The sequence below is a fragment of the Collinsella sp. AM41-2BH genome (genome assembly GCF_003468085.1).
GTDB lineage: Bacteria > Actinomycetota > Coriobacteriia > Coriobacteriales > Coriobacteriaceae > Collinsella.
The window spans coordinates 1-17,282 of the sequence record NZ_QSGH01000028.1; the positions used below are offsets into that span (position 1 = coordinate 1).

Below are 17,282 nucleotides of genomic sequence, written 5' to 3' on the forward strand. Positions count from 1 at the left end.
TGCAGACCTTTCGTCATGGCCTCCTACCTTTCTTTCGGGCCTTTCGGCCGAATCTCTCAGCACCCTTCCGTAACGGGTGCTGCTTGCTGACAGCTCTAGTTATATCCAAATTCCAACCGCAATTCCACCTCGCCCCCGAACGGTCAACAAAGTTCGATGAACGGTATATCGAATATGATTCTCCCATAATGCACTTCGGCGTTCTAAAGTAGCTTTTCTAAGGTAAATGCTCTTTTTTCTTAAAAATCATTCGCAATTACAACTCCAATCTTTCGATTAAGAATTGCATATCTAAAACGGTTTTATGTATATAAATGACGCTTGTTCGTGTTTCTGTCTGTATTCGATGATATTCAGCTACCTATCATTCTTATTCACACATACTCACCAGTTGAGTGAGGATATAGACCGTTTTTCACAACGCGAAGGGCGTCAGCTCTATGGCTTGTCAGCGTAAGAAGTAGGTAAAGATACCGTTCACGCGATACGTCCGTGCCATAGGCCGACTAAATTGAGACAATAGTGAATAGTGTTAGGCAACCGTCCCCCACGGGGACTGAACGGACAGATGCATATGCCGAGCAAAATCGAAAAAAAGCAAGCCGCTGCAAAGCTGCGTAAGCCGCCGCGCGACTTCTCGTACACGCAGAACCGAGAGCTCAGCTGGCTGCGCTTTGACAACCGTGTGCTTGACGAAGCCTTCGACGAGACCGTTCCGCTGTTCGAGCGGCTAAAGTTCGTGTCGATTTTCGAGTCTAACCTCGATGAGTTTCTCATGGTGCGCGTGGGCGGCCTGTCCGATCTGGCAGAGCTCAAAAAACAGCCTGTCGACAACAAGAGCAATATGACCGCCTCCGAACAAGTCGATGCTGTCATGGCCGAAATGCCCGGGCTCCTTACCCGATGGGAGTCCATCTTTAAGAGCATCGAGGGCAAGCTCGACACCCTGGGCGTTCACCGCGCCCGCATCGATTCGCTTACGCCCGAGGAGCGCACCTTTGTAACCCGTTACTTCCAGGCCTACGTGTCGCCGGTCATCTCACCGCTGGTGATTGACCCGCGCCACCCCTTCCCCAACCTGCGCAACGGCGCACTCTACCTGGCCTGCGGCCTGGACGGCGTCACCGACGAGGAGAGTCTGCTGGGCCTTATCGAGATTCCCACCTCGATGAACCGCGTGGTCGAGATCCCCTCGCCCACCGGCATCTACTCCTACATCTTGCTCGAGGACGTCATCCTCGCCTGCCTGGACAGCTGCTTTGGCTCCTATAAGCCGCTCGACCGCGCGCTCATCCGCGTCACCCGCAACGCCGACATCGACCCGGACGGCGAGGGCGTCGAGGAGGAAGAGGATTACCGTCAGCACATGAAGCGCATCCTCAAGAAACGCTTGCGCCTGCAGCCGGTGGTGCTCGCGGTCTCGGGGTCGCTCGAGAAGGCGACGCTCAAGACCATCCGCAAGGCGCTCGAGCTTTCGCGCCGCTCTGTCTTTACCTGCGATATCCCGCTCGACCTAGGCTACGTCTTTGGCATTGAGGGCAAGATTCCCGAGCACCTGCGCAACGAGCTGCTCTTTACACCGTTTAAGCCGCAGCCCAACCCCACCATCGATATGACCCGCTCCATCCGCGAGCAGGTACTTCAGCACGACAAGCTGCTCTTTTATCCCTATGAGGCCATGAACCCCTTCCTGGATCTGGTGCACGAGGCCGCCTACGACCCCGAGTGCATCTCACTGCGCATCACGCTCTACCGCGTGGCCAAGCAGAGCCGCCTGTGCGAGTCACTGATCGATGCCGCCGAGAACGGCAAAGAGGTCACGGTGCTCATGGAGCTCCGCGCGCGCTTTGACGAGCAGAACAACATCGAGTGGGCCGAGCGCCTGGAAGAGGCCGGCTGCACCGTCATCTACGGCTCCGAGGGCTTTAAGTGCCACTCCAAGATCTGCCAGCTCACCTATCGCGAGGGCATGGCGCTAACGCGCCTGACGCTGCTGGGCACCGGCAACTTTAACGAGAAGACGGCCAAACTCTACAGCGACTTTATGCTCATGACCGCTCACCCCGGCATCGGCGAGGACGCCAACCTGTTCTTCCGCAACCTGTCGCTGGGCAACCTGCGCGGCGATTACCGCTTCCTGGGTGTGGCGCCCGTCGGACTGAAACCGCTCATCATGCGCGGGCTTGACCGCGAGATCCAGCGCGCCCTCGCCGGCGAGCCCGCCCGCGTGTTCTTTAAACTCAACTCGCTCACCGACCGCGAGGTCATCGACAAGATCGCCGAGGCATCGTGCGCAGGAGTCCGCGTGGACATGATCATCCGCGGCATCTCGTGCCTCAAGCCGGGCGTTCCTGGCAAGACCGAGAACGTGCATGTCCGTTCTATCGTCGGACGCTTTTTGGAGCATGCGCGCGTTTACGCCTTTGGCGTGGACTCGGACATGATCTATCTGAGCTCGGCCGACATGATGACACGCAACACCGAGCACCGCGTGGAGATCGCCTTCCCCGTGCTCGACCCCACCTGCCGCGCCCTGGTGCACGAGTACATGAGCATGCAGCTGCGCGACAACGTGAAGGCCCGCAGCCTCACGAGCGACGGCACCTGGGTCCCCGTGGAGCGCGCAGAGGGTGAGAAACCCTTCAACTCGCAGGAAGCCCTGCTGGAGCGTGCCTACCGCAACGCCGAGGCCGCGCCCGAACCCGTCATTGAGGCAAAGCCCGCCCCTGCTCCTAAGCCGCAGCCGGCCACACCCGAGGTTCAGAAGGTCCAGGCGACCGTCATTGAGCCCGAGCCCGCACCTGCACCTCAGCCCGAGCCGCAGGCAGCTAAGCCCGCACCCGAGACGAGCGCCCGTCGCGATAAGCCCGCCGGCAAGACCAAGGCCATCGAGCGCCATCGCCCCGGTCGTGTGCGCATGGGCCTGGGCCTGATCGGCCTGGGTCTTAAGACGCTCATTACCGGCAAGACGAAATAGTCGTTTGTAGAAGCAGTTTGTAGAAGCGCCCCGCATTTGAGGAAAGCCTCGGATGCGGGGCGCTTTTCCCTGCTACCATGGTGCGAGCAACAACACGAATGACAGGCAGGGATATGAAGCTCACTATAGAATCGATGACCTACGGCGCCGACGGGCTGGCGCACGCCGACAACGGCAAAGCCGTCTTTGTGCAGGGTGCCGTGGCAGGCGACACCGTCGAGGCCGAGGTCGTACAGGACGGCAAGTCGTTCATGCGCGCCCGCACCACCGAGATTCTGGAGCCGAGCCCCGATCGCATTCAGCCCCCCTGCCCCTACGTGGGCATCTGCGGCGGCTGCTCGTGGGGCAATCTCTCACGCACGGCACAGCTCGCCGCCAAGGAGCAAAACCTGCGCTCCACGCTCGAGCGCATCGGCAAGTTCGCTCCTGAGCAGGTCGATGAGTTGGTGCAGCCCATCTGCCACACCAAGGACGACTGGGGCTACCGCAATAAAATCGAGCTCGAACCGACCGTCGTCAACGGTCGCGTGCGCCTTGGCATGCACGGTGTCGACCCCAGCAAAATCGTGACCGTCGATGCGTGTCCGCTGTTCGATAAACGTTTTCCCAAGGCGCTCAAATCGGTCGTCGGCGCACTCAACTATCTAAGCGGCAGCCATGACTTAGGGCTCGAACGCGTGGGCATTCGCGCATCGCGCCGCACCAAGGCGCTCGAGGTTGCACTCTGGACGCCCACGGGCTCTTTTCCGCGCTCGCAAGTCTCCCGCGTGCTGGCGGTCGCCGCTCATCCCACGAGCATCGTGCGTGTGATGAGCAAGGGCGAAAAGAAGGCCCGCCGTGTCTCCAAGGTCGAAATGCTCGCCGGAGAGGGCTCATGGACCGAGAATATCGCCGAGGGTCAGATGCGCTTGTCTGCCCCGTCTTTTTTCCAAGTCAACACCAAGGGTGCTGAGATTTTGATCGAGCTTGTCATGGAAGCGCTCGACCCGCAAGAAGACGAGCTTGCCGTGGACCTGTACTGCGGCGCCGGAACCTTTACCCTGCCGCTCGCCCGCCGCTGCGACTTCGTCGCCGCCGTCGAGGCCTACGGCCCGGCCGTGCGCGACCTGCGCCGTAACCTGGAAATCAACAAGCTTGATAACGTCGACGTCATTGGCGGAGACGCGGTGCGCGAGTTCCCCGACCAGGATGCCGACGTCTTGGTGGTCGACCCGCCGCGCGCAGGCCTCGCCCCCGAGGCGATCGACCTTATCGCCAGCACGAGCGCTCGCGATGTCGTCTACGTGAGCTGCGACCCCGCCACCCTGGCACGCGACCTTAAGCGCTTTGTCGAGGAAGGTACCTTCTCCCCCGTCAAGATCACGCCGGTCGATCTGTTCCCGCAAACCTTCCACTGCGAAACCGTCGTCCACCTCAAGCGCAACTAGACTGTTTGCCCCAGACCACGCCCGATGATTTTTCTGGCACGGGGATAAAAATAGATTTGCTCCGAATGATTATTTAATCCCCGTCCCGAAATTGAACCGCCCCTCATTTCTTGAACATTAGAAATGGGGGCTTCTTTATGGACGGGAGAGTCAGGCACGACGCCACGCTGAGGACTCTTGCAGCAGAGCTTTGCGACAGGGGGTGCGGGCGCGCCGAAGGCCAGCGGGAGGCCGAAGGGTGCCCGGACCCGGCCGGGGCCGGCGGCGTGCGAGGGCAAGCTCATGCGACGGAGCTGCTGCCCGGGCGCCTGAAGGACGAATTCTACAGGAGCCGGACGTGGCGGAGCTTCGAGGAGTTCAAGCGGGACCTCGAAGCCTATACCGTTCACTGGAACAAGAGGAGGCGGGTTAAGCAAAAGGGACTGACCCCGGAGGAGTTCCGAAATCAGTCCCCATGTGCGGCATAGGCCGCTAATTGACCCGTCCAAGTATCGGGGCGCAGTTCATTTCAGCGCCGCCCGAGAAAGCTAAACGCCTTCTGGCAGGTTGTCCCGGGCCGAGGGCGGCCACCTTGATCGCCCTCGGCCCTCACCCACCTCAACTGCCCCTCAATTACATAGAGCTGATTGAGGAGGGCGCAGGCTAGCGGGTGCCTTCCTCATCGTCGTTGGGCCGGTAGGTGATGAACTCGATAACAAAGGCCAGGACGGCAGAGACGAGCGAGGCGATGATCGCGAAGATCATGTGGGAGATCCCGGCGCCACCAGGGGTCCCGTCGATAAAGTTGAGCAGGTTGAAGACGCCGAGGCCGCCCGAGATGTACATGAGAGCGCCAGTCATTCCCACGATGGCGCCGCCCACGGCGGAGCTCAGGCATGCCACGACGAACGCGCGCTTGTTGGGGAGGGCGATGCCGTAGATGCCCGGCTCGGTGACGCCGAAGAAGAAGGCGGAGATCATCGCGGGAAGGGCGATGCCGCGGAAGCGCTCGTCCTTGTTTCTGAGGTACATGGCAAAGATGACCGCTCCGAGCGCGAACCCGTGGCCGATGGTGGCGGCGAGCACGCTGTCGTGGCCGAGGGTGTTCAGATTCATGATGGAGATGGGGATGAGGCTCCAGTGGAAGCCAAAGATGACGAGGCACATCCACAGTCCGCCAACCAGGGCGCTGCCCAGGACGGAACCAACCACGGGGAGCTGGAAGATGAACGAGAATGCCGCGCTCAGCAGGTTGGTGATGAGGGTGGCCACCGGGCCGATGATGAGGTAGCCCAAGACGATGGAGACCGTCATCGTGGCGAGCGGGACAAGGAACATCTTGAGCGCAGCCGGCATCCAGCTCTTGAGCCAGCGCTCAAGGATAGAGCCGAACCACACCATGAGAAGGACGGGGATCACCGAGCTCACGTAGCCGGACACGGGCATGATGATGGGGATCCCGAGGGCGGTGGCGTACCACGAGAACGTGCCGGCCACGCCGAGGTCGATGCTGCCGAGCGCCTCGCCCGAGGTCAGGGCGACCATCGTCGGGTAGAGGAGCGCCACGCCGATTGCCACACCGGTGAACTCGTTCATGCGGAACTTGCGCGCGGCACTGAACGCCAGGGCGACGGGAAGGAAGTAGAAGAAGCCGTCAGCCACGGTGTAGAGCAGCGTGTAGAGGCCGTCGTTTGCAAAGTCCGGGACGAAGTAGGTGATGAGGGCAAGCAGTCCCTTCATGATGCCTGCGGCGGCAAGCGGTCCCAGGATGGGCTGGAAGATGCCAGAGATGAGGTCGATGATGGCGGAGGCAACGGTCTTATCGCCCTGGGGCTCGTCGTCGGCGCTTGCGCCGCCCGAGAAGTTGCCGGCCTCCAGGACCGCGTCGTAGACGTCCTCGACGATGTTGCCCACGACCACCTGGTACTGGCCGTTGGCCTGGATGACCTGGATGACGCCCTTGAGGGCCTCGATCTTGGCCGTGTTGGCGCGGGACTCGTCCTTGAGTTTGAAGCGCACGCGCGTGATGCAGTGCGCGACGCTGGCGACGTTCTCGGCGCCGCCTACGTTCTCGAGTATGGATCTGGCCAGGTCGTCGTATTTTTCTGCCATTATTTTCTCCTTAGTGATATTGCCCGGGTGGTTAGCCCAGGTCGCCTCCGTTGGTGGCGATGGCCTGTTGATACCAGTAGAAGCTCTTCTTGCGCCTGCGCTCGAGCGTGCCGTTGCCCAGGTTGTCGCGGTCCACGTAGATGAAGCCGTAGCGCTTCTCCATCTCGCCGGAGCCCGCGCTCACGAGGTCGATCGGCCCCCAGGTGGTGTAGCCGAGCATCTCGACGCCGTCCTGCTCGATAGCGTCGCGCATGGCCTCGATGTGCTCGCGCAGGTAGGCGATGCGGTAGTCATCCTCGATCGTGCCGTCGGGAAGCACCTCGTCATAGGCGCCGAGGCCGTTCTCCACCACAAAGAGCGGCTTCTGGTAGCGGTCCCAGAGGTCGTTGATCGTGATGCGGAACCCCAGCGGGTCGATGACCCAGCCCCAGTCGCTCGTGCGCACGTAGGGGTTCTCTACGCCGGCGAAGGCGTTGCCCTCGGCGACGCCGCCCACGGAATCGGGGTCGCCCGCGGTACAGCGCGAGGAGTAGTAGCTAAACGAGATGAAGTCGACGGTGTTCTCCGCAAGGATGCGCTCGTCCTCGGCGGTCATACCCACGTCGATGCCCTCGCGCTCGAGCATCTTGAGCGCGTAGCCGGGGTAGTGCCCGCGTGCCTGCACGTCCACGAAGAAGAGGTCCTCCTGGTTCTTGACCTGCGCTGCACGGACGTCCTCGGGACGACAGGAGTAGGGGTAGTAGCTTCCCGCGGCGAGCATGCAGCCAACCTTGTTCTCCGGGTCGACCTCGTGGGCGATCTTGGTGGCCCAGGCGCTCGCCACGAGCTCGTTGTGCGCGGCGCGGTACTCGGCCTCGCGGGCATTCTCCCCGGGCTCGAGGACGATGCCGGCACCCATGAAGGGACGGTGCAAGATCATGTTCATCTCGTTGAACGTGATCCACCAATGCACGAGGCCGCGGTAGCGGTTGAAGAGCACCTTCACCAGCCGCTTGTAGAGCTCGATGAGGGCGCGGTTTCGCCAGGCGCCGTACTTCTTGACGAGGTGGATGGGGCAGTCGAAGTGCGTGATGGTCACGAGGGGCTCGATCCTGTGCTCGCGGCAGCAGCGGAACACGTCCTCGTAGAAGGCGAGCCCGGCCTCGTTGGGCTCCTCCTCGTCGCCATTGGGGAAGATGCGGCTCCAGGCGATGGAGAGGCGAAAGACCTTAAAGCCCATCTCCGCGAAGAGGGCTATGTCCTCGCGGTAGTGGTGGTAGAAGTCGATGCCCGTCTGGGCCGGGTAGTAGTACCCGGGCTCAAAGTCGAGCATGCGCCTCAGGCCGCGACTTACGTCGTTGCGCTCCGACCCGTGTGGGATGACGTCGACATTGGCAAGACCGCGGCCGCCCTCGTCATAACCTCCCTCGCATTGGTTAGCAGCGGTGGCTCCTCCCCAAAGGAACCCTTTTGGAAATGGCATGGTGCCTCCTTCTCTCTGGCGCCCCCACCTCTGCGGGGACGCTTTATAACGTCCTTGCGACCTCACGCGCCGGGCCCGTGGCCCTTTCCCTGATGCGCGCGGGCCGCCCGTGAAGGGGTGACTAGCTGATGGCTTGTCCTGCGGCGGCGCGACGTGCCTCCCGACCTCCAAGCAGGGAGGGGACCTGTGCCAGGCACACGCCGGCGAGGATGATGGCAACGCCCAGCCACTCGACGACGCCGAGCGGCTCGCCGAGGACGATCATGGCGATGAGCAGGCCGGCGGGGAGTTCCGCGGCGGCCATGACAGTGGAGAGACCCGCGGGCAGGTGCGGAGAGCCCATGCCGAAGAGCAAGACCGGGCAGAGCATGCCAAAGAAGCCGGCGATGACGGCAAAGGGCAGGATGCCCTGGGCGAGAACGCCCGAGACAACGTAGTCCGGGCACACCGTGAGCGACATGACCACGGAGCCCGCGCACACGATGACGCCACGCTGCTCGGACGAGCAGGGGGCCTCGACCTTGCCGGAGAGGGTGACAAAGAGGGAGCAGGACACGGCCGCCCCCAGCGCGCAGAGCAGGGCCACGGGGTCGTACCCGGTGATGCCGGTCTTGTAGACGCCGCTGGCGAACACCGTTCCGAAGACGATGACCAGGGCGGAGGCCACTTGGAGGAGCCTCGGCGGCCGGCGCGTCATGACGGTCTGCCACACGAGCCCCAGCCACGTGAACTGGAAGAGGAGCGTGAGTGCCACCGGGGCGGGCAGCACGCTCATGGCGTAGCAGTAGAGGATTGAGGTGAGGCAGGTGAGGGCTCCCAGGCCCATGAGCTTGAGGGCGAGCTTCCAGCCCACGCGCTGCCAGCGGTGCCCGAGTGCGTGCCCTGCGAGCGTGGCGAGGGCGAAGAAGAGGCAGCCGAACCACGCCTGGCTCGCCACCACCTGCGCTGAGGTGAAGCCCGCGGCGTAGGCGAGCTTGTAGGTCGTGGCCATCGCGCCGTAGCAGGCGCCGCCCGCAAAGACCTGGAGCGCCGCCTTGACCTGCCCCGTGCCCGCGGCTCCCGCCTCGGCGGTCTGTTGCTTGATTGTGTTTGTTTCTGCCATTAGGCTCCCTTCCGTCTGCTGTCTTGCAGATGCGCGTCTCGTGCGTCTGTTCCCTGCAGTCGGAAGGTGGGCTCGTGCGGTCTTCTGGCGGTGCATGTGGTACCTGCTGCCAAGACGAAAAAAGCCACGCAACCGACTGCTCGGTTGCGTGGCAAAAAGGTGGCTAGCGCCCAGAAAAGTCCACGCGTTTTTAGACTGGGACAAAGTACTACAACAGGTGAGATTCCGTCAAGAAAAACCGAAGAAAAAAGTGAGCCTCTGCCCGCCGTACCTGTAGCGGTCGTTTCCCCGAACGGGGCGGTGCTGTTGGGGACTGTCTCGATCTGTAACAGTTGGGGCTAGTTTTGGTCGATGGATGTTACAGATTGAGATTGTTGAGGATGGGTGGGGTAGCTAATTCGGACGGGGCTATTTTAAACATTGGGAAATCGAGCGTGGCAAGCGGAGGTCTTCGGGGTATAAGACGGCTAATTGTATGCCGCCCATGAAAGGAGCCCTCATGCCCAGCGTTGCCGTTCTCGCCGCCGATGGCTTTGAAACTATTGAATGCTTGACCATGGTCGATGTCATGCGTCGCGGCGGCGTGCGTGCCACGCTCGTCTCGATCATGCCCACGCGTGAGGTCGTAAGCTCGCTGCAGATCCCCGTGACCTGCGATGCGCTCTTTGATGAGATCAACTTTGACGAGTACGACTGCGTCGTGCTGCCCGGCGGCCTGCCCGGTGCCACCAACCTGCGCGCCGATCAGCGCGTCTGCGACGTGGTCTGCGAGTTCGCCGCGACCAAGCACGTTGCCGCCATCTGCGCCGCCCCGTTTATCCTGGGCGAGCTCGACCTACTCGAGGGGCGCCAGGCCACGTGCTTCCCTGGCTTTGAGAAAAGCTTCCCCGAAGGCGCCTATACCGGCGAGAAGGTTACGCAAGACGGCAACATCATCACCGCCAGCGGCATGGCCCAGTCGCTCCCCTTTGCGCTTGAGCTGCTGCGCACACTCGCCGGCGACAAGGCCGTCGAGAAGGTCGCCGAGGGCATTCAGCTATGATTTTGGCTTCGCAATCACCGCGCCGCATCGAGTTGATGCGCGAGGCGGGCTATGACATTCACGTGATTCCCGCAGATATCGACGAAACGCCTTTTGATGGCGAGGCCCCGCTTACGCTCGTTGAACGCTTAGCACGCGCCAAAGCCGCCTCCGTTGCCGCCGAGCATGCCGAGCCCAACGAACTGACCGTCGCGGCCGATACTATTGTCACCTTCGATGGCAAGATTCTGGGCAAGCCGGCAACCGAGGACGAGGCGCGCACCATGCTCCGCGAGCTTTCGGGCCGCACGCACCAGGTCGCAACCGGCGTCTGCATCGTTAAGGCAGGCGACACGGCCGCTCCGCATGCCGCCGAGAGCCTGTCGTTTGTCGATGTGACCGACGTGACGTTCTATGAGCTCACCGACGAGCAGATTGAGCGCTACGTCGCCTCGGGCGAGCCCATGGACAAAGCCGGCGCCTACGGCATCCAGGGCACAGGCGGGCGCATGCTCGTGCATGATATTTCGGGCGACTTCTACAACGTGGTGGGCCTGCCCATCGCTCGCGTCGCGCGTGCGATTCAAAAACTATCGTAATTGCATCTGGCGCTGGGTATCCCCCAGCGCCTACAATTTCGGCGTACCGTACGGATCCCGACCGGGCATAAGGCCCGGCGGAAAACCGATAGGAGTAAAACATGGATACACTGCTTGAGGCCATTGACGTTTGCGATGTCGATGGCTTTTGCTTTGGCAACTACACGGACGAGGAGGCCGGCACCGGTTGCACCGTAATCGTGGCACCCGAGGGCGCCACCGGCGGCGTTGACGTTCGCGGCGGTGCCCCGGCATCGCGCGAAACCGACCTGCTGCGTCCCGAGAACACCGTCGACAAGGTCCACGCCGTCTGCCTTTCGGGCGGATCGGCCTTTGGCCTGGAGGCCGCAAGCGGCGTCGCTCGCGAGCTTGAGAGCCGCGGCATCGGCCTTCCCGTCGGCCCCACGCAGGTGCCTATCGTGTGCTCCAGCTGCATCTTCGACCTCGCCTTTGGCGACCCCGCCGTACGCCCCGACATTGAGGCTGGCATCTCCGCCGTGCGCGAGGCGCTCGACAACACCCCCACCACGCTCGAGCAGGGCAATGTAGGTGCCGGCACCGGTGCCACCGTGGGCAAGCTCATGGGCCCCGCCACCTGCATGAAGGCCGGCCTAGGCGCTGCCGCCGTGGCACTCGGCCCTGTTAAGGTGGGTGCCGTGGTCTCGGTCAACGCCTGCGGCAATGTCGTCGACCCCTTCACCGGCGAATGGGTCGCTGGTATGCGCGCCGCAGCAGATAGCGACCAGATCGTCGACATGGAGCTCGCAGCCTTTGCCGCCGCCGGATCCATGCAGATGCCGCTCGACCGCACCAACACCACCATCAGCTGCATCGTCACCAACGTGGAACTCACTAAGGCACAAGCCACCAAGGTCTCCCAGATGGCCGCAGACGCCTACGCACACGCCATCCGTCCCACGCACACCACCAACGACGGCGACACCATCTACACCCTCGCCAGCGGCAAACTGGGCGCCCAGGCAAGCGCCGCCGTTCCCCTAGACCTGCTGGGCATGCTCGCCGTAAGGGCCCTACAGACCGCCATCGTAAACGGAGCCAAAAACGCCAAAACCTCCCACGGCATACCCGGCGCCGCAAAGTAAACTAGCTCGTCCGGTTGCCCGGTGGGGTTTGGTTATGTTTGCTGCTCTACAGTCCTGGCTCGCACGAAGAGCACATTAAGTGCTCTTCGGCTCGTGCGGAACTCGCGACAAACATAACCAAACCCCACCGGGCAACCTACCAACCAAATTCTTTTCAGCCCAGGCCCCTTTGTACCACGCGTCGAAGATCTTCAAATTCAACTTCCTGACAATCGATTCTTATAGCAGAGGCCCCTTGGCCTTTAGTTTGATACAAGTTCCGCACGAGCCGGAAAGCACTTAATGTGCTTTCCGTGCGAGCAGGACTGTTCGCAGTAGCAAACTAAAGGCCAAGGGGCCCAGTCAACCTATCAGCAGCGATTACTCAGCAGCTAGTTGAATTTGAAGATCTTTGAGGCAAGATGGTATAGGCCGAGTGTGGTTTTGTCTCCGGCCCGTCCATGCAGGTTGGTAAAGAATCCGACCACGCCGTAGCGAGCGCGACGATACATGCGCTCGTCGTACTCCTTCAGGTCCTTCCACAGCGTCTTCAGGCGCTCATCGGCACAATCTTCCTCGGAAAGCTTGGTGAGCACCGAGCAAATAGCCATCATCATGGTGAAGTAGCCCATCATGTACGAACGCAGACGCGAGGACTCAACGTCCTGGTACAGGTGGAACGATTCCATCATGATGCGCGTTATGCGGAACTGCTGACCCAGGCGCTTGACCATCGTAGCCTCGTTGACGCTCTGGCCCTCGCGACCGATAAAGTAGCGATAGAGGTCGATGTCGGCGTAGTACATGGTCTTGCAGCGCGGCAGCGGCACGTATGCGTAGATATTATCCACGTAGAACGTGTGTGCCGGCATAGGCAGATTGGACTCGCGCAGTACGTCGGTGCGATAGCACAGGCTGTGCATGAGCAGGTTCTGATCGGGACGGAAGTGTCCGATCTGGTCCCAAGAGAAAATCTTTTTGCGCGGCAGGGCAAACTTGTAGCCAATAGCGGTATGCGTGCCCTCGTAAACCTTCTCGTACACGTAGTTCGAGATAAACAGGTCGACGCGCTGGTCGCGCTCCTCAAAGCCACGCAGAATCGACAGCATGGTCGAAAGCGCCGCACCGTCGAGCCAGTCGTCCGAGTCAACGACCTTATAGTACGTACCATGCGCCTCACGCAGGCCCGAGAGGACGGCGATACCGTGGCCGCCATTCTCCTGGTGCACCGCGCGGATGATTCCAGGATAACGGGCCTCCCACTCGTCGGCCTTGGCGGCCGTCTCGTCCTTGGAGCCGTCGTCCACCACGATAATCTCGATATCGGTGGCGTAATTGCTCCCCTCCAAGATGGAGGTGATGCAATGGTCCATATCCTTGGCGGCGTTATACGAGGGAATACCGAATGTTATGACTTTATGCATGGCAGGCGATAATCTCATCCGAAAGATCGAGGGCAGAATTGGTCACGGCGTCCATATCGTAGTAACGATACTCGGCCAGACGACCCACCGGGTGGAAGTTCGTCAGGTTCTGGACGCGCTCAAGGTAGCGCTCATAGAGCTCACGGTTCTCGGGCTCCAGAATAGCGTAGTACGGCGTCTCGCCCGAGCCGGGCGTATAGGCCTTGGAGTACTCCTTCATGATGGTGGTCTTGCCGGGCAGGACCTGACCAGTCATGTTCTTGAACTCGGTGATGCGCGTATAGTCCTCGCTCGTGGTGTAGTTGACGGTGCCCACGGGCTGGAACTGGTCCATATCGAGCGTCTCGAACTTCATATCGAGCGTGCGGTACGGCAGCGCGCCCAGGTCGAGGTTGAATAGCTCGTCGAGCGGACCGGTGTAGACGATCTCGCCGCCATAGACCTTGCCGTCGATCTTGACGGTGGTCTCGTCGATTTCAAAGAGGTCACGGGCGTCTACGTCACAGAATACGTCGATCAGATCGTGATCGAGCATATGCTCGAACAGCGCGGTATAGCCGTCCTGCGGCATGCCCTGGAAAGGAGCCTGCGGGAAGTAGCGATCGTCATCGCCCACAAAGACGGGAACGCGGCCGGTGATCGAGGGGTCGATCTGGTCGGGCGTCTGGCCCCACTGCTTCATGGTGTAATGCAAAAAGACGTTCTCATAGACATAATCGGCGACCTCGGCAAGATCCGGGTCGTTCTTCTTGCGCAGCTCCATAATGGGCACCTTGACGTCCTTGCCAAAGGTCTCCACGAGCTTCTGATACAGCTCCTCGCCGCGCTCATCGCCAAAGGCGAGCTTGAGGCTCGCATGGTTAAAGGGTACGGGCATGAGGGTGCCGTTGATGTTGGCGAGCACCTTGTGCTGGTAGTCCGTCCACTTGGTAAAGCGCGACAGGAAGTTATGGACGCGCTCATTAAAAGTGTGATAGATGTGCGGACCGTACTCGTGGACCAGGATTCCGGCCTCGTCAGTGCAGTCGTAGGCATTACCCGCGATGTGGCCGCGACGTTCCAAAACGGCAACACGATAGCCGATAGTTTCGGCAAGACGGCGGGCGCAAACGGCACCGGCATAACCGGCGCCGACAACGATCATGTCGTACGCACCGGCATTAAAGCCTTCAGGCAGGCCTGAGGTAATCTGCATCGATACTCCTTGTCAAAAGCCACACGCTTTTTAACTGGGCTTTTTCTCGAACATACGTCGAGACATATTTATCAGAGCGATTATAGCGCTAATGCGTCCTATAATGAGCTTGCCACACAAGGAAAGCTCAAGCACCGCGGCGTACATTATTGAAAGGTAAACCCGCTAGCAGCGGGTTTATTCGTGTACAGCCGAGGGCCTGGAGCTTAGCGAAACGCTTGTAAGGAGTATCATGAGCGATTTCCTGAACCGTATGAAGTCTGCCGCCAAGGCCGACCTTAAGACGATCGTCCTGCCCGAGGGCGAGGATCCGCGTACCATCGTCGCGGCAAACAAGATCATCGAAGAAGGCCTGGCCAACATCGTCATCCTGGGCGATCCCAACGAGATCAACGTTCCCGGCGCCACCGTCATCGACCCGCGCAATGCCGAGAAGCACGAGGAGTACGCACAGAAGTTTGCCGAGCTCCGCGCCAAGAAGGGCGTTACCATCGAGCAGGCTCGTGCCCAGGTGATGGACGCCACCTACTTTGGCACCATGATGGTCAAGATGGGCGATGCCGACGGCCTGGTCTCCGGTGCCTGCCACTCCACCGCCGACACCCTGCGCCCCGCGCTGCAGATCCTCAAGACTGCCCCGGGCACCAAGCTGGTCTCGGCCTTCTTCGTGATGTGCACCGACACCCCGCAATTCGGCACCGACGGTACGCTGATCTTCGCCGACTGCGGCCTCAACATCAACCCGTCCTCTGACGAGCTCTCCGAGATCGCCATCGCCTCGGCCCACTCCTGGTCCACCTTTATGGGCAATGTTGAGCCGCACGTGGCCATGCTCTCCTACTCCACCATGGGCTCCGCCGGTGGCGAGGTCGCCAAGAAGGTCCAGGAGGCCGTGAAGTTCTGCAAGGAGAAGGCACCCGAGCTCGCCATCGACGGCGACCTGCAGCTCGATGCTGCTATCGTCCCCACCGTCGCCCAGCTCAAGGCTCCCGGCTCCTCCGTCGCCGGTAAGGCCAACGTGCTCGTGTTCCCCGACCTCGAGGCCGGCAACATCGGCTACAAGCTGGTCCAGCGCTTCGCCGGCGCCGACGCTTACGGCCCCATTCTGCAGGGCATCGCCAAGCCGGTCAACGACCTGTCGCGCGGCTGCTCTGCCGACGACATCGTGGGTGTCGTAGCCATCACCGCCGTCCAGGCTCAGATGGCTGAGTAGCGGACGCACTCGCCCGAAGGCCGTACGGGCTAACCCCTGAAAACGTCCTCGACCAATGAAACGCCCCCGTTCTGCTCCTTCGGAGCTACGAACGGGGGCGTTTCTGGTCTGCGGAATGTTTTCAGGGGTTAGCCCGTACGGCCTTCTACTGCCACGAAGCATTCAGAACATCTGGAGTGGACGGCGGCTTGGCTACGAGCTGGGGCTGAGGATCTGAATGAATGGGTGTCGTTGCTGGGAGCGCTGGCGTTACTGGTGATGATCACTTTGGGACTCGAATTTCCGCCTGCTAGCAAAAAGGCCTCCTGAGCTGCTGCTCAGGAGGCCTTTCGTTCAATCGCAAGCGAACGCACTAGTTATTCGCGGTCAAACGCTCGACGTCGTGGGCGATCATGTATTCCTCGTCGGTGGGGATGACCATGACCGTGACGGAAGAGCCGGCGGCGCTGATGACCTGCGGGCCGTTACCCACGGCCTCGCGGTTCTTGTTGTTGTCGATGCGCACGCCCAGCCACTCGAAGCAGTCGCAGAAGGCCTTGCGGATCGACCAGTCGTTCTCGCCAATGCCGGCGGTAAAGGTAATGGTGTCCACGCCCGCCATGGAAGCGATCATGGAGCCGGCCTGCTGCATGGCCTTGTAGGCGAACATATCGAAGGCGAGCAGGCAGCGCTCGTCGCCCTCGGAGGCGCGCGTACGGATGTCACGGGCGTCGTTGGAGATGCCCGAGATGGCAAGCAGACCAGACTGCTTGTTCATCATGTCATCGACTTCCTGGTAGCTGTAGCCGCCCTCGCGCTGCAGGTAGCACACGGTAGCCGGGTCAATGGAACCACAACGGGTGCCCATCATCAGGCCGTCGAGCGGCGTGAGGCCCATCGTGGTATCGCGGCATACACCGTCCTCGATGGCGGCAAGCGAGGCGCCGTTGCCCAAATGGCACGAGAGCAGGCGGTGGCAGCGCGAGCCCAGGATCTCCTTGGCCATCATCCACTCATAGCGGTGACTCGTGCCGTGGGCACCGTACTTGCGCACGTGGTACTTGTCGCACACGTCCTTGGGCAGCGCGTAGGTGTAGGCGACCTCGGGCATGGTCATGTGGAACGAGGTGTCGAAGACGGCCACGTTGGGCAGCTCCGGATACTTCTCGCGGCAATATTCGATTGCCGCGGCCTCGCCGTAATTGTGCAGCGGGGCGAGCGGAGCAACCTCGAGGATCTTAGCCATGACCTCATCGTCGACGACCGCGGAATCATCGAAGTGCCAGCCACCCTGAACGATACGGTGGCCGATGCCATCGATCGTAAAGTCGGTCTTCTCGAGCTCCTCGAGCACGCGCGCAATGGCGCAGCGATGATCGGGAAAAGGAATCTCCTCGGTCTGCTTGGCACCACCGTTCTCGGAGTGGCCAAAGATGCCCATCTCCGAGCCGATACGCTCGCAGTTGCCCTTGGCGAAAACCTCGCGGGTATCGGTATCCAAAAGCTGATATTTAAGGCTCGAGCTGCCGGCGTTGACAACAAGTACGTTCATGAGACTCCTTTGCAGTGCGATACGGTCGGCGCAGACCCCTTAAGGCGGCCGCATGTTAATAAGAAGTTATCACAACTTGATAAATAGCTATCAGGCATATCGCCCAACGAGTACAAAACCTTGATTATCAACTTTATCCGAACACCTCCCACATTCAT

At 61.1% G+C, this 17,282-nt stretch carries 13 protein-coding genes; 7 read left to right on the forward strand and 6 right to left on the reverse strand.

Annotated features, from left to right (window positions below):
• Window positions 1-568: 568 nt before the first annotated feature.
• The 3 genes from ppk1 to DW899_RS10710 all read left to right on the forward strand — a co-directional run bounded on the left by ppk1 (window position 569) and on the right by DW899_RS10710 (window position 4,871).
• Complete coding sequence (gene ppk1 / locus DW899_RS09870) at window positions 569-2,977, forward strand: polyphosphate kinase 1 (RefSeq protein WP_117583939.1); 2,409 nt, start codon at window positions 569-571, stop codon at window positions 2,975-2,977.
• Between the two features lie 98 nt (window positions 2,978-3,075).
• Window positions 3,076-4,404, forward strand: coding sequence for a 23S rRNA (uracil(1939)-C(5))-methyltransferase RlmD (gene rlmD, locus DW899_RS09875; RefSeq protein WP_117583938.1), 1,329 nt, complete (start codon window positions 3,076-3,078; stop codon window positions 4,402-4,404).
• A 137-nt stretch (window positions 4,405-4,541) separates the two neighbouring features.
• Window positions 4,542-4,871: an IS3 family transposase gene (locus DW899_RS10710; RefSeq protein WP_197032199.1), complete on the forward strand. Its 330-nt coding sequence runs from the start codon at window positions 4,542-4,544 to the stop codon at window positions 4,869-4,871.
• Between the two features lie 175 nt (window positions 4,872-5,046).
• Here the strand turns inward: DW899_RS10710 and DW899_RS09885 are convergent, their stop codons facing one another.
• The 3 genes from DW899_RS09885 to DW899_RS09895 all read right to left on the reverse strand — a co-directional run bounded on the left by DW899_RS09885 (window position 5,047) and on the right by DW899_RS09895 (window position 9,059).
• Window positions 5,047-6,495 (reverse strand): PTS transporter subunit EIIC, encoded by a 1,449-nt coding sequence (locus DW899_RS09885; RefSeq protein ID WP_117773940.1) that lies wholly within the window; start codon window positions 6,493-6,495, stop codon window positions 5,047-5,049.
• A 31-nt stretch (window positions 6,496-6,526) separates the two neighbouring features.
• The gene (locus DW899_RS09890) at window positions 6,527-7,957 is read right to left on the reverse strand and encodes a 6-phospho-beta-glucosidase (RefSeq protein WP_117635389.1); all 1,431 of its coding nucleotides are present in this window, start codon (window positions 7,955-7,957) and stop codon (window positions 6,527-6,529) included.
• A gap of 121 nt (window positions 7,958-8,078) precedes the next feature.
• Entirely contained in the window at window positions 8,079-9,059 is a 981-nt protein-coding gene (locus DW899_RS09895) for an EamA family transporter (protein ID WP_117773939.1), read from the reverse strand.
• A 499-nt stretch (window positions 9,060-9,558) separates the two neighbouring features.
• Here DW899_RS09895 and DW899_RS09900 point away from each other — a divergent pair, with 499 nt between their 5' ends.
• The 3 genes from DW899_RS09900 to DW899_RS09910 all read left to right on the forward strand — a co-directional run bounded on the left by DW899_RS09900 (window position 9,559) and on the right by DW899_RS09910 (window position 11,782).
• Window positions 9,559-10,101 carry a DJ-1 family glyoxalase III gene (locus DW899_RS09900; protein ID WP_117638209.1) on the forward strand — a complete coding sequence of 181 codons (543 nt, stop codon included), beginning with the start codon at window positions 9,559-9,561 and terminating at the stop codon, window positions 10,099-10,101.
• A complete protein-coding gene (locus tag DW899_RS09905) occupies window positions 10,098-10,679 on the forward strand; it encodes a nucleoside triphosphate pyrophosphatase (RefSeq protein WP_117773938.1) in 582 nt (193 codons plus the stop codon). Before DW899_RS09900 ends, DW899_RS09905 begins: the two co-directional genes overlap by 4 nt.
• A 101-nt stretch (window positions 10,680-10,780) precedes the next feature.
• A complete protein-coding gene (locus DW899_RS09910) occupies window positions 10,781-11,782 on the forward strand; it encodes a P1 family peptidase (RefSeq protein WP_117773937.1) in 1,002 nt (333 codons plus the stop codon).
• Between the two features lie 371 nt (window positions 11,783-12,153).
• On the opposite strand, the gene DW899_RS09915 is transcribed toward DW899_RS09910, so the two are convergent.
• Window positions 12,154-13,185 carry a glycosyltransferase family 2 protein gene (locus tag DW899_RS09915; protein WP_117773936.1) on the reverse strand — a complete coding sequence of 344 codons (1,032 nt, stop codon included), beginning with the start codon at window positions 13,183-13,185 and terminating at the stop codon, window positions 12,154-12,156.
• Window positions 13,178-14,380 (reverse strand): UDP-galactopyranose mutase, encoded by a 1,203-nt coding sequence (glf, locus tag DW899_RS09920; protein ID WP_055252340.1) that lies wholly within the window; start codon window positions 14,378-14,380, stop codon window positions 13,178-13,180. Before glf ends, DW899_RS09915 begins: the two co-directional genes overlap by 8 nt.
• 232 nt (window positions 14,381-14,612) lie before the next feature.
• Here glf and pta point away from each other — a divergent pair, with 232 nt between their 5' ends.
• Window positions 14,613-15,593, forward strand: a complete 981-nt coding sequence (gene pta, locus DW899_RS09925; RefSeq protein ID WP_089573084.1) for a phosphate acetyltransferase — start codon at window positions 14,613-14,615, stop codon at window positions 15,591-15,593.
• A 352-nt stretch (window positions 15,594-15,945) separates the two neighbouring features.
• Here the strand turns inward: pta and DW899_RS09930 are convergent, their stop codons facing one another.
• Window positions 15,946-17,124: an acetate/propionate family kinase gene (locus DW899_RS09930; RefSeq protein WP_117735754.1), complete on the reverse strand. Its 1,179-nt coding sequence runs from the start codon at window positions 17,122-17,124 to the stop codon at window positions 15,946-15,948.
• Window positions 17,125-17,282 lie beyond the last annotated feature (158 nt).